Here is a 12,272-nt window from a genome sequence, read left to right as displayed (position 1 = left end):
GCGCTGGAAAACACCCGGTTCTGGGCGCCGCTGTCACTGAGCCCGGAACAGAAAGCCGGCCTCGAGGACCCTGCGGCCATGGCAGCCGCCGCGGACGCGCTGCCCATCGAACAGGTCGCCAAGCGCTGGATCGTCGCCTCGGATCCGGAGCAGGTCATGGACCAGCTCATGCCCTACGTAGAGGCAGGGTTCAATCACCTGGTCTTCCACGCCCCCGGCCATGACCAGGAACGGTTCCTGTCCCAGTTCGCCGAACACCTCCTGCCGCGGCTGCGGGCCGTCGGCGCCAGCAGCGGCCCGTTGGCAGCCAGCGGACGGAGGACGCTGTGAGCGGCGCTAGGCTGAACCTGCAGCAAAGCCCGGGGCTGGAGGGCCCGGTGTGTGAAACGCGAGACGCGTGCGACCATTGGTTCGAAGGTCCAACATGGCCGCATCCTCGGTTCTGAATCCTGCGCCCCTCACTGATGCTCTCGCTCGTCTCGAACACACGGGCGAGACGGACCTTGCCGGAGCCACGGCGCTCTTCGGAGCTCGAGGCAACAACCTCGACCGGTTGCTGACTGTTGCGTCGCGGCTCCGCGACGAGGGCCTCGCTCGCGCTTCCCGCGAGGGCATCATCACGTATTCGAAGAAGGTGTTCCTCCCCGTCACGCAGCTTTGCCAGGACCGCTGTCACTACTGCGTCTTTGTCGAGACACCGGGGGGCCTGCTGAAGAAGGGGATACCCACCTACCTGTCCCCGGAAGAGATCCTTCGCATCGCTCGCCAGGGCGCATCGCTCGGCTGCAAGGAGGCGCTCTTCACCCTCGGCGACCGCCCTGAGAACCGCTGGCCGGTTGCGCGGCAGTGGCTCGAGGACCACGGTTACGCCTCGACCCTCGACTACGTCGGTGCGATGGCCGAACTCGTGCTCACCGAGACCGGCCTTCTGCCGCATCTCAACCCCGGAGTCATGTCGTTCGCCGAGCTGCAGCGGCTCCGCCCCGTCGCCGCGTCGATGGGCATGATGCTCGAGACCACGGCCACGAGGCTTTGGAGCCAGCCCGGGGGAGTGCACTTCGGGTCCCCGGATAAGGATCCTGCTCTGCGGATGCGGGTGATAGACGACGCCGGCCGCTCCCGGATCCCGTTCACCACCGGGGTCCTTCTCGGCATCGGGGAGAACGACGCCGAGCGCGCCGACGCCCTCTTCGCCATCCGGGCGTCGCACCAGCGGTACGGCCAGGTGCAGGAGACCATCGTCCAGAACTTCCGCGCGAAACCGCGCACCGCGATGCAGAACGAGTCAGACCTCGCCCTCGAGGAGTACGCAGCCGCGGTCGCGGTCGCCCGGATTGTCATGGGGCCCGACCACAGCATCCAGGCGCCCCCGAACCTCAGCGAACTCCCTGAACTCCTGCTGCTGGTGCGCGCAGGCATCGACGACTGGGGCGGCGTCAGCCCGCTCACGCCAGACCATGTAAATCCCGAACGACCCTGGCCCGAACTCCAGACGCTTGCCGAGCTGACGGCGCAGGCCGGATTCACCCTGCGCGAGCGGCTCACCGCACACCCGGCCTACCTGCAGGATCCAGAAACCTGGCTGGATGCGCGCATCGCCCCCGCCGTTACGGCTCTCGCCGATCCGGTGTCCCTGCTCGCCGACGAGGGCGCAGCGGTGAGGCCCTCGACCCCCGGTGCGCGGGGCCCGCGTCCGCGGTCGGAAGGCCCAGCCACCGTTCTTGTCGCCGCCACCGCTCCTCCCGTCGATCGCGGCGTGACCGTCGGTCTGCCACGCCGCGCCGACCCCACCATCGTCTCCGCCCTCGCCAGAGCCTCGAATGACCCGGCCTCGCTGACGGACGCAGACTACTGCTCCCTCCTTACCGCCCGTGGTGAAGACCTCGACGCTGTAGCCGCGCTGGCCGACGAAGTCCGCTCGGCAGCAGTCGGTGACACGTTGACCTACGTCGTCAACCGCAACCTGGACTCGTCGCTCTACAAAAAGAGTCTCACAGACGACATCGTCCGGCGGCTGGTCGAGGAGGCCGTTACGCTTGGTGCTACCGAGATCTGCGTCCAGGGCCCAATCGACCAAGCGCTGCCAGGTACGGCCTACCGCGACCTGGCTCGGGCTGTCCGCGCAGCCGGGCCCAATCTGTCACTCCATGCATACCGCCCGACGGAGGTGCTGGACGGGGCGCGTCGGATGGGTGTTAGTGTCGAGGTTTTCCTCGAAGAACTGCGTGAGGCAGGCGTGACGAGCGTTCCCGGTACGGGCGTCCGGATTTTGGACGACGGCGTGCGCGCGCTGCTGAGCGAGCGCACCGATCCGCCCGTCGGCGAGTGGATCCGGCCCCTCATGGCCGCTCACCGGGCAGGTCTCCGGTCAACGGCGACGATCGTCTATGGTCACGTCGAGACGCCCGCGCAAATCGTTGCTCACCTGCGTCGACTGACCCGGATACAGGACGAGACAGGCGGGTTCTCGGAGTTCATCGCCATGCCGTATGTGCCGTTCGACGTGCCCTCGCGAGTGCGGGCGGTGGCCGGTGAAGGTCCTGGCCTCGAAGCCTCGCGGGCGCTCCACGCAGTCGCGCGCCTGATGCTGCACGGCCGGATCAACCACGTACAGGCCGCGTGGACCAAGCTCGGCTTCCACGGTGCAAAGGCCGTACTCGCCGGGGGAGCGGACGACTTCGGCGGTCTGCTGCTCGACGGTGCGATCTGGCCGGAGGCCGGCGCCGAGGCGTACCGCGAGGCGACGCCGCGCGACGTTCAGCGGATCGCGACCGCTCTTGGCCGCGAGGCGGGGGAACGCACGACGAGTTACGCACTGGTCCAGAGGGGCTTGGCGTGATCCTCGTTAACGCTGGGACGGGCACGGGTCTGCGAGAGATCGCGACAGGGGTCACACTGCTGCCCCTGGAAGGAATCGACCCGGTCATCATCGCGGTCGGCCCGGCCGGCCTGGATCCCGACCTTGACGCAGCACTGCCGTTATTGACGCGGCGGCGTCAGGTCTTCGTGGCGGACGCGGACGTCCGGACGAGTGAGCTGCCCGGCCGTTTCGCGCTCCTCGTTGGGCCGGTCTGCGAGACGCCCCTCATTGCTGACGCGCGTGTCTCTGCCCTGATCGTATTGGGCTCCGCAGCGCCGGCGCCGGATGTCCGTTGCCCTGTCCTCGTCATCGCGCCGTTGGGGTTGTCTGCGGCCAATCCGGCAACCGCGGACGTGCGCTTCGCCGAGGCGGGGCATCCCGCTGAGCAGGCGTATCTCATCGACGCGTTCCTGCGCGAGCCTCGGCGATACCCGGCCCACAGCACGATACCGCGAGCCCGGCCGTGACTGAGGCCAACGACACCCGGACCGTCCGCTCCGAAGCAGCGGTCAACGCTGACGCCTGCCGCGCGAAAACCGCCGCGGAGCCCGTTGATACGGTCATCATTGGTGCAGGCTTTGCCGGCCTCGGTGCCGCGATCCAGCTCGCGCGCTCGGGCAAGCAGTCGTTCGTCGTCGTAGAGCGCGGTGCCGACGTCGGCGGCACCTGGCGCGACAACGTCTACCCGGGCGTCGCTTGCGACATCCCGTCACAGCTCTACTCGTTCTCGTTCCGGCCGCGTACCGACTGGAGCCGCTTCTATTCTCCCGGCGGCGAGATCCTCGACTACCTGCAGGAGGCCGCCCGCGAGGAGGGCATCCTCCCACACCTCCGCTTCTCGTCAGACGTGCTCGCGCTCGACTGGGACGATTCCACCATGACCTGGACGGTCCTGACTACGCGCGACGTCTACTGCTGCCGCTGGGTGATCGTGGCGACGGGTCGGCTCTCTGAGAAGCGGATGCCCGACGTGCCGGGCCTGGACTCGTTCGCTGGCCCGGTGTTCCACTCGTCCGAGTGGCCGCGCGATCTCGATCTTGCGGGCAAGCGGGTCGGGCTCGCCGGAAGCGGCGCCTCCGCTGTGCAGATCCTGCCGCGCATTGCCGCGGTGGCCGACGAAGTTGTTCTCTTCCAAAGGAGCGCGGCTTATGTCGTTCCCCGTAACGACTACGCCTACACCGAAGGTGAGAAGGCCAGCTGGCGAGCCGACCCCTACTCCCTGGCGACACTCCGCAGTCGAATGTTCTGGGACGCCGAAGCGGGTTTCGCAGCACGGCTCGGCGCCGCTGGTCCACTCGCCGCGCTCCGGGACCGAGCGCGACGGCACCTCGAGGCGCAAGTCCCCGACTCAGCCCTCCGCCGGGCGCTGACACCCGAATACGAGGCCGGTTGCAAGCGCGTTCTGCTATCGGACGATTACTACCCGGCCCTCATGAGCAAATCGGTGCGCCTAGAGCGATCGGCGCTCACCGCCGTCGAAGGCAGCCGGGTAGGGGCTGCCTCGGGAGCGGCCTATGAACTCGATGCGCTCATCCTAGCGACCGGCTTCCACTCCACCCGGCCGCCGATCGCGCACAGGATCCGAGGCCGCGACGGCCGCACCCTCGACGCGGCCTGGTCCCACGGAATGGTCGCCTACAACTCCACCACAGTGGCTGGCTTCCCGAATCTCTTTGTCATTGACGGCCCAAACGCCAGCCTCGGTCACAACTCGGCCGTGCATATGATCGAGTCGCAGATCGCCTATGTTCTCGAGGCCATGCGGTATCTGCGCAGCCGCGCCGTGCCGGCCTTCGACGTGCGGCCGGAGCGACAGGCCAGCTACGTCGCCGAAATCGACCGCATGGCTGAGAACACCGTCTGGCTCACCGGCGGCTGTCGCAGCTGGTACGTCGACGAGCGGAGCCGCAGGCTGACCCTCCTATGGCCGGACACCGCCTCGGCGTTCCGCGAGCGGCTCGCCCGGTTCGACCCTGCCGACTACGACATCGGGATGGTTGCTCATGACTGACGCCTGGACCATTGTCGTACCGGTAAAGGGCACCGCGACCGCGAAGTCCCGTCTGGGAGGCGATCCTGGCCTTGCTCGGGCGATCGCCCTCGATACCGTGGAAGCCGCGCTGCCCGTGGGTCGCCTCGTTGTCATCACCACCGAAGCCGCTGCCGTCGATTTTCGCGCCCTCGGCGCAGAGATAGTGCATGATCCAGGACAGGGGCTATCCGCAGCCGTGCTCCAAGGCATCGCTGCGGCGGGTCCCGGCCGGGTCGCAGTGCTCCAGGGCGACCTGCCAGCACTCACCTCGGCCGAACTCGAGGGCGCCTTGCAGCTCGCCTCAGCCGTTGAGCTGGCATTCGTTGCAGATGCCGCTGGAACCGGGACAACGCTTCTCACCGCGCTCGACCCGGGACGGCATCGCCCCGCGTTCGGCGAAAATTCGCGCGCTGCGCACGCAGTCGCGGGTTACGTCGAGCTCTATATCGACAAGACGTCAGGGCTTCGGTCCGATGTCGACATCTGGGCCGACCTCGAGCGGCTCGCGGGACGGCTCGGCCGACGGACCGCCGAGGCTCTGGAGTCGATCAGACAATCTGCGCGTTGAGCAAGTAACGGACAAGACCTGCTCCGCACGAGATGAAAGGTTTAATAATGACCCTGCCCACTCATCAATGGGACATGCTCGACCAAGTATCGTCCTGTGGCACGTCGGAAGAGATAATTCGAAGAGTATGGACCACGCTACTCTTGGAAAATAGCGGACTGTGTTCTGATGGGATTTGAGATGAATCAAAGTAATCTGGCGAGCTTTGGAACGCGCGAACCGCCGGACCCCCCACAGCAATTTGCCGTCGTTGGGATCAACGGAATCGGTGAGATCGTCGCCGGCGATGACCTCTTGGTGCTCGTTGGAAACGCCATCGAAGATGAGATTTCCGCAGGCGACATCGTCGTAGTGACCAGCAAAATAGTTTCAAAGGCTGAAGGGCGTTCTCTGCGGGCAGACAGCCGCGAAGATGCCATCACGGCCGAAACTGTACGGCTGGTCGCTAGCAAAGCACACCCCGGCGGTGTGACCCGAATTGTTCAGAACAAGCTGGGATTGGTGCTCGCCGCCGCCGGTGTCGACGCGAGCAACACGCCTGATGGCACGGTGCTGCTCCTGCCCGAGGACCCGGATGCGTCAGCGCAGGCGCTCTGCACCGGGTTGCGCCGGCGGTTCGGCTTCGACTTAGCAGTGCTCATAACCGACACGCTAGGCCGTCCTTGGCGCCTGGGGCAGACCGATTTGGCAATCGGTGCCGCGGGAATGGCAGTAACCCATGATTTACGAGGCACGCGGGACGACTTCGACAGGCCGATGGATGCAACCATCACTGCGGTGGCGGATGAAATAGCAGGTGCAGCGAATCTGGTGCTCGGCAAGACCTCACGCAGGCCGGTCGCCGTGGTCCATGGCCTGGGCCACCTCATGCGGCCGATCCAGGAGCCTGGAGCCCGGACCCTGATTCGCTCTGCAGAGGATGACTTGTTCCGGCTGGGATCGGCCGAAGCACATCTGGAAGGATTCCAAGAGGGCTTCGCGGCAGGACAACGATCCCCCGTGGAGTCCTCCAGCATCACAGACGGCGGTGCTACCGCATGAGGGTCACGGTGCTGGCCGGTGGTGTGGGTGGGGCGCGATTCCTGCGTGGGCTGCGCCACCATCTGCGTCAGGTATTGCCGGATGGTGCCGGGGGAACGACGGCGGAAATCACCGCGGTAGTCAACACGGGTGATGATATGTGGCTGACTGGGCTGCGCGTCTGTCCCGATCTGGACTCGGTGATGTATGCCCTCGCCGGCGTTAACGATGAAGCGAGGGGATGGGGCCGGGCCGGTGAAACGGAGCGCGTTAGTGCCGAGCTGACAGCTTATGGTGTGGGCTGGCCATGGTTCACTCTCGGTGATCTGGACCTCGGCACGCACATCACCCGCTCGCATCTGCTGCGGACCGGGCTGCCGTTGAGCCAGGTCACGCGGCGTCTGGCCTCCCGGTGGGACCTCGGGATGGAGCTGCTGCCCATGACCGATGAGGAAGTGGAAACCCAGGTCGTGTTGGACGGTCCCAACGCTGATCTGCCAGAGATTGTGCACTTCGAGGAATGGTGGGTCCGGCATCGTGCCCAGCGTCCAGCCCGGGAGTTTCTCCAGGTCGGGCTCTCTAAGGCCGTTCCGGCTCCGGGGGTCGTGGCGGCGATTTCCGGTGCCGATGTCGTCGTACTGGCCCCGTCAAATCCCGTGGTGTCCATCGGCACCATCTTGAATATCCCCGGCATCAGGCAGGCAATCCAGACGACGGCGGCCCCCGTCGTAGGGATTTCGCCCATTATCTCCGGTGCCGCCGTCCGGGGCATGGCGGCTGCTTGCCTGGCCGCGATCCGCGTCAGGACTGCTGCCGATGCGGTGGCAGTGCATTATGGTGCGCGGTCCTCCGGAGGGATCCTGGATGCGTGGCTGATTGACAGCGCCGATGCGGAGCTGTCGGGTTCCATCGCCGGTTCCGGGGTCCGGCCCGTTATTGTTCCACTGTGGATGAACGACGTCCAGAGCAGCGCGGATCTTGCCGCAGCGGCCTTGAAGGCGGCGTCGGCAACGGCAGACGCGTAGACGGTGGCACCAAATTCAAGGCTCAGGCTGGACGGCTATCGTGGCCCAGGCTCGATGGCCACCGCGAGACTAGCAGCCGTTACGGCTGGTTCATTACCGAGTTTGCCATCCTACGCTGCAGAACGATGCGACTCGTTGACCGTCAGCGCTGAGCCTGAAGGTGTTGTTGTGTGGCATCGTTCGATGAGTCCGTTGCGGCGCCGGCAAGGTTGTGGCTCGTTTGGTTGGTGCTTGAATCCCGGGGACTGCCCCGGGATTTGTGACTCGGGGTCTTAGGCCAGATCCTGATGCTCCAGCAGTTCGTGCCTGTAGTGGAGCATGAACTCATGCCTGTAGTAAAGGCCAATCCAAGGAGATGCAGAGTATTCGTCAATGCCAAAATCCTGAACCGGAACTGTTGCATGTTCAGCGCCGACGCTCTGATCTAGCACGGGTGATCGGAATGCCGTCTGACTCACGCCATGGTGTGCTGCCCCGGGGTTGGGCATGATTTCTCCTCGTTTCATAGGTGTTTGGGGTTAGGACGCGCGGAGGATGTCTTCGACGCGGTGTTTGGCCTCGCCGAAGAGCAGGCCGCCGAGCAACGTCGCGGGGTTCCTGCAGGCGGCGAAACCGTTGGAGAGTTCGGTGAATGCGATGCCGGCGGCGGTGGACTGGTCGCCTTCGGATGTCTTCAAGTGGAATCCTGCTGCCCAGAACCGGCGTACAGACGACGAAGTGAAGCTGCGTGACAGGCGCGAACGGAATGTTCAGCCAGTAGTTCCCAGATAACTCCGCTTGGGACTCCAAGGGGCAATGTGCAAAAAGCTCCTTCTGTTCGAGCGCCTTCAGGCGAAGTCGGCGTCGAGTTCACGCATGAGCTCATCCCACGCTTTCGGGTTGTCGGCCCTAGGTCGCAGCAGCGCCGGCAATTGGGGAAGGACCGTCCGGATGCGTGTACCCCCGGGAGTGAACGGGACAGTGCTGGCTCCCGAGCTGCGGCGCTTCACAGTTCGACTCCTCGGAAAGCCGGGGTGTCTCCCCGTCCGTGGAGGGCCGTGTCGGGTGAATGGTCGAAACGCTGGGCTTCGGCGCGGAATCCACCGCCTGGTCCGAGCCCTTCGCGAGCGAGGTCGTGGAGCAACTGATGGTAGCCGGCGAGGGCCAGAGGTGGCACCTGGTGGAGGGAAGCAATGGTCGCCCCGGGGCGGTCCACGCAGAACAGGGCGAGGATCGCTTTGTCCTCCTGCGCATCGTCAAGTGTCCGGTAGGCGCCGATCGGGCAATCTGCGGTCAGTGCCCGTGCGTAAAGGCCAAGGCGGTCCAGCGGTGTCGAATTCCCGGATCGCTGCCAGGCGTACACCACATCCGTGCTATTTAACATGACCATCGACTCCTTGCGTGATGATCGAACTATGAGGAAGCGTGTCCCGCTTCTCCTGATACACTTGAGCTTAGACCTTTAAGGTCAAATGTCAATGGACATTAAAGGTTGAATGTCAAGGTTCTTGTTCATCACCCCTACAGATTTGGGAGCGTGGTCCATGGCCAGTTGGAGAGAGCAACTCGCATTCGCGCCGCTGGACACTGTCGAGCGCGGCCAAGAGATCGGGCGCCGACTCGGTCATGCGATTGAGCTGGGCATACTCGAAGACGGAACCCAGCTCCCTAGTGAAAGCGAGCTGGCGGCAAGGATGAGCGTCTCCACGTTAACGCTGCGTGCCGCCCTCGCGGAGCTTCGTCATCGAGGACTTCTGGAAACACGACGCGGCAAAGGCGGTGGAAGCTTCGTGAAGGCTAGCACCGGAGACATCACCAACGCTCAGCGGGACGCCCTTGCCGCGTACTCCCTTGAGGATCTGCGGGACATCCGAGAATATCGGGCATTTCTGGCAGGGTCAGCCGCCATGACGGTGGCAGGCCGATCTCGGCAGGTCCCCATCGGGCGACTGGCTTCGATGGCGGTGATGATCGAGACGGCGCAAACACCCGTTGAAATGACGCGAGCGGACAGTCGATTCCACATAGACCTCGCGGCCACATCGGGATCCGTCCTGTTCGCCCGGCAGGAGATGGAGATGCATGCCGCAGTAGGGGCATTGGTGTGGACCAGCGCTTCTGACCGCCGAGCGGCGGCCGCGAATGAGCACACGATGATCGTGGACGCAATACGAGACGGGAACACCCTTCGAGCACGAGGCCTCGCCGAAGACCATGTCCGCCGGGACATGAACCGCCTCATCGAGGTGCGGATGTCAATGGAATATCCGCCACCAGGATCGCCGCCCGGGATCGAAGGCATCGATAGCGCAGTTTCCGCCGTCGAATCGTTCGCTGTGAGCCTCGAAGGGACCGCAGCCGCGTCGATCCGGGCCGTCGAAGAAGCCGTCCAAACCGACCTCGATCGCTCAAAGAACCGCAGGCTGGATCAGTTGGTGAATGTCTACGACGTTTGCCAGAACCTTCTAGCGAAGGCCGTGCCGCCCTTGGTTGGGACGGGATTCATCGCCGATCCATCATTCTTCGGCGAATCGGGCCTCATCTGGTGCACCATCCCGTCGGGTCCGGGATCGGCGCGGCGTGTGGAAGCGGATATGGAGTTCTATGGTTACTCGACAGCACCGTGGTGGCCCGCGCACGACGCTGATGATAAGGTCCACGCCACCTACGCCTACGTGGACGCCTTCGGCGCCAACGAACACCTCGTCTCCTTCTCCAAGCGAGTCACGAGGGACGGCAGGATGGCTGGCGTAGCTGCCGTTGGCGTCCTCGTTAGCAGCCTTCAGACTGGATTCGAGCCGTTCCTCCGGACCTTGCCGTCAAACACGTGCATAGTTGATCAGAACGAAACCGTTCTCGCTACCAACACGGCTAGCCTCGTCGGTGAAACCCTCTCCCCATTTCATCAGACAGAACGAAGAATCCCTCTATCGGTCCCATGGACACTATGTCTAGGTGTGAATACTGGAGAGAATGCCGAAGACGCGATCCGATGAACCGTCGCTGGTTCCTCGAGCAGCGGAACGGATACAAGGCTCCAGGGCGGCGGTCCGGGCTTGGCTGAGGTGAAGGGCTGGCGAAGGGCCCAGCCTTTGGAGCGTTAGGCTTTGCGGTTCTGCAGGGGATGCCGTGGTTTGATCAGGTTGTGTTTGACCCCAAGCACAGCGAGTGCATCCTGGAAGTCGCGGGAGCACCGGTAGTCGAAGGCGTTCTCGGTCATGACCCGGCGCACCGGTACCCCGGGCGCCCCCATGCTCAACCATCCCTTCAAGCCGGACGCAACTATAGATACGGGACACCAGCTGTTTTGAGCCGGGAGTCGTACTGAGTCGATCAGAACCACGACACATCGGTGCCGGGCGGAGGCGAGTCTGTGAGCGTCGCGACGACTGCCTTCGCCTGCGCGGCGGCATTCGGTATCGACTCCAGACGCAGCCCACCGTCGCCAATCAGGGCGCAATCGCCCGCCGCGAGTATGTCGGGCAGCGTGGTGCGTCCGTGGCTGTCCACCAGCAGACCGATGGGTGCTTCAGCCCCCGCCACGGCAACGGGTTCCACATTCGGCATCACACCGATTCCGACGACAACAACATCTGCAGGGACGGTCTCGCCGTTTGCCAACCTCACTCCCGTGCATGTGACGGACCGGATCGATCCGTTCAACAGTGGTCGACTCGTGCAGTAGGGTCGGCGACTTGAGCCAATAGTCGCCAGCGCGAAGTGGCAGGGAGTCTTCATGACCTCGCCGACGAGGTAGCCCTTCGACAGAGGTGGCCGCTCGTAGGGGAGGCCAGACTCAGACCCGAGTAGCGCGATCGACCCGGCGAAGCCCGCGGCGACGAGTCCCACGGCGACCTGGGTTCCCGCCGCGCCCGCCCCCACGACGATGACTTCATAGTGTTGTGACATGCATTAACTCCAAAACGTAAAGCAGAAACAATTCAACGAGCTCGCCGGCGCCTTCAGGGCTCCGTGCGGGCTGGGAAGCTCGGTCAGTCCGTCAGCACTGCCACCTCAATCCCATCCAACTCGGGGCTGAGGCGGATTTGGCAGGACAATCGACTGCACCTCTCAGTCCACACTCCTGAGGACCTCCACCGGGTCGCTGCGAAACTCAACCGCCGACCCCGGCCGACCGTCAACCTCGAAACCCCAGCCAACCGGCTGAACCAGCTGCTGCGAGCGGCATAAATCCCCGCGTTACGCCGCCTACTTGACTGTGCCAACCTTGGGTACTACCAGACTGGGACTCCCAGGCTTCTCCGGCCACCATTCGACTTGCCGGCTCACGGCGCTCGGTGTCTCTGCGATCGTATTCAAAATGTTTGCCCTATTCGGTTGCGATCGTATTCAGGGGCCCTGTAGGGTGGTCTAGATCACGCCAGAGGCCGCCTTTGGCGCGGAGCCGGATCCCCGAAGTCGTGGGTCCAATCTGAGGAATTGAGGAATTTTTGTGAGAAGGCGAAGGAGCGTAATGGCGCGCGGGTCCTTGGTTGTCGCATGCGGGTTGCTTGCGCTGACAGGATGCGCCTCCGGAGGAGCCGGTGCGGCCACGGACAATTCGAACGCGAGCCCGAGTGGCACGCTATCGAAGGTCATGGACGAGGCGGAATGGTCGAAGGTCGTCGACGCCGCCAACAAGGAAGGCGAGGTGACGGTGTACGGAGTTCTGAATACGAAGACTGTTGACCTCCTGCCGGCCGCGTTCCACAAGGACTACCCGAACATCAAACTGACGTACGTTCGTCTGAGCGCATCAGACATCAGGGCCAGACTGGATGCCGAGAT

General features: G+C 64.3%; 14 protein-coding genes and 1 pseudogene. 9 read left to right on the top strand and 6 right to left on the bottom strand.

Translation table 11 applies throughout. The features are described 5' to 3' along the window. The 7 genes and pseudogenes from AC1DD5_RS25325 to cofD form a co-directional block, all read left to right on the top strand. Positions 1 to 330 (top strand): annotated as a pseudogene (locus AC1DD5_RS25325) (hypothetical protein); the annotation flags it as partial. 94 nt (positions 331 to 424) lie between these two features. Then, the gene (gene cofG / locus AC1DD5_RS25320) at positions 425 to 2,839 is read left to right on the top strand and encodes a 7,8-didemethyl-8-hydroxy-5-deazariboflavin synthase CofG (RefSeq protein WP_477523084.1); all 2,415 of its coding nucleotides are present in this window, start codon (positions 425 to 427) and stop codon (positions 2,837 to 2,839) included. Next, positions 2,836 to 3,327, top strand: coding sequence for a hypothetical protein (locus tag AC1DD5_RS25315; RefSeq protein ID WP_477523083.1), 492 nt, complete (start codon positions 2,836 to 2,838; stop codon positions 3,325 to 3,327). Before cofG ends, AC1DD5_RS25315 begins: the two co-directional genes overlap by 4 nt. After that, positions 3,324 to 4,871, top strand: a complete 1,548-nt coding sequence (locus tag AC1DD5_RS25310; protein WP_477523082.1) for a flavin-containing monooxygenase — start codon at positions 3,324 to 3,326, stop codon at positions 4,869 to 4,871. The genes AC1DD5_RS25315 and AC1DD5_RS25310 overlap by 4 nt, the downstream gene beginning before the upstream one ends. Next, the gene (gene cofC, locus AC1DD5_RS25305) at positions 4,864 to 5,460 is read left to right on the top strand and encodes a 2-phospho-L-lactate guanylyltransferase (RefSeq protein WP_477523081.1); all 597 of its coding nucleotides are present in this window, start codon (positions 4,864 to 4,866) and stop codon (positions 5,458 to 5,460) included. The genes AC1DD5_RS25310 and cofC overlap by 8 nt, the downstream gene beginning before the upstream one ends. 180 nt (positions 5,461 to 5,640) lie before the next feature. After that, positions 5,641 to 6,501: a coenzyme F420-0:L-glutamate ligase gene (gene cofE, locus AC1DD5_RS25300; protein ID WP_477523080.1), complete on the top strand. Its 861-nt coding sequence runs from the start codon at positions 5,641 to 5,643 to the stop codon at positions 6,499 to 6,501. Continuing rightward, a complete protein-coding gene (gene cofD / locus AC1DD5_RS25295) occupies positions 6,498 to 7,505 on the top strand; it encodes a 2-phospho-L-lactate transferase (protein WP_477523079.1) in 1,008 nt (335 codons plus the stop codon). The genes cofE and cofD overlap by 4 nt, the downstream gene beginning before the upstream one ends. 272 nt (positions 7,506 to 7,777) lie before the next feature. Here the strand turns inward: cofD and AC1DD5_RS25290 are convergent, their stop codons facing one another. From AC1DD5_RS25290 to AC1DD5_RS25275, 4 genes are all read right to left on the bottom strand, one after another. Beyond that, positions 7,778 to 7,993 carry a hypothetical protein gene (locus AC1DD5_RS25290; RefSeq protein ID WP_477523078.1) on the bottom strand — a complete coding sequence of 72 codons (216 nt, stop codon included), beginning with the start codon at positions 7,991 to 7,993 and terminating at the stop codon, positions 7,778 to 7,780. 30 nt (positions 7,994 to 8,023) lie between these two features. After that, positions 8,024 to 8,182, bottom strand: coding sequence for a hypothetical protein (locus tag AC1DD5_RS25285; RefSeq protein WP_477523077.1), 159 nt, complete (start codon positions 8,180 to 8,182; stop codon positions 8,024 to 8,026). A gap of 150 nt (positions 8,183 to 8,332) precedes the next feature. Next, positions 8,333 to 8,494: a hypothetical protein gene (locus AC1DD5_RS25280; protein WP_477523076.1), complete on the bottom strand. Its 162-nt coding sequence runs from the start codon at positions 8,492 to 8,494 to the stop codon at positions 8,333 to 8,335. After that, a complete protein-coding gene (locus tag AC1DD5_RS25275) occupies positions 8,491 to 8,868 on the bottom strand; it encodes a hypothetical protein (protein WP_477523075.1) in 378 nt (125 codons plus the stop codon). The genes AC1DD5_RS25280 and AC1DD5_RS25275 overlap by 4 nt, the downstream gene beginning before the upstream one ends. A gap of 160 nt (positions 8,869 to 9,028) precedes the next feature. Between AC1DD5_RS25275 and AC1DD5_RS25270 the strand changes: the two genes are divergently transcribed. Beyond that, the gene (locus AC1DD5_RS25270) at positions 9,029 to 10,480 is read left to right on the top strand and encodes a GntR family transcriptional regulator (protein WP_477523074.1); all 1,452 of its coding nucleotides are present in this window, start codon (positions 9,029 to 9,031) and stop codon (positions 10,478 to 10,480) included. Positions 10,481 to 10,584: 104 nt separating this feature from the next. On the opposite strand, the gene AC1DD5_RS25265 is transcribed toward AC1DD5_RS25270, so the two are convergent. Beyond that, positions 10,585 to 10,737: a hypothetical protein gene (locus tag AC1DD5_RS25265; RefSeq protein WP_477523073.1), complete on the bottom strand. Its 153-nt coding sequence runs from the start codon at positions 10,735 to 10,737 to the stop codon at positions 10,585 to 10,587. Between the two features lie 80 nt (positions 10,738 to 10,817). Further along, entirely contained in the window at positions 10,818 to 11,393 is a 576-nt protein-coding gene (locus tag AC1DD5_RS25260; RefSeq protein WP_477523072.1) for an FAD-dependent oxidoreductase, read from the bottom strand. A gap of 565 nt (positions 11,394 to 11,958) precedes the next feature. On the opposite strand from AC1DD5_RS25260, the gene AC1DD5_RS25255 reads away from it, so the two are divergent. Beyond that, positions 11,959 to 12,272: hypothetical protein (locus tag AC1DD5_RS25255; protein WP_477523071.1), on the top strand; the 314-nt coding region annotated here is incomplete at its 3' end.

The organism is Paenarthrobacter sp. 10L420 (genome assembly GCF_056395385.1).
This window is presented reverse-complemented; position numbering and strand designations above follow the sequence as displayed.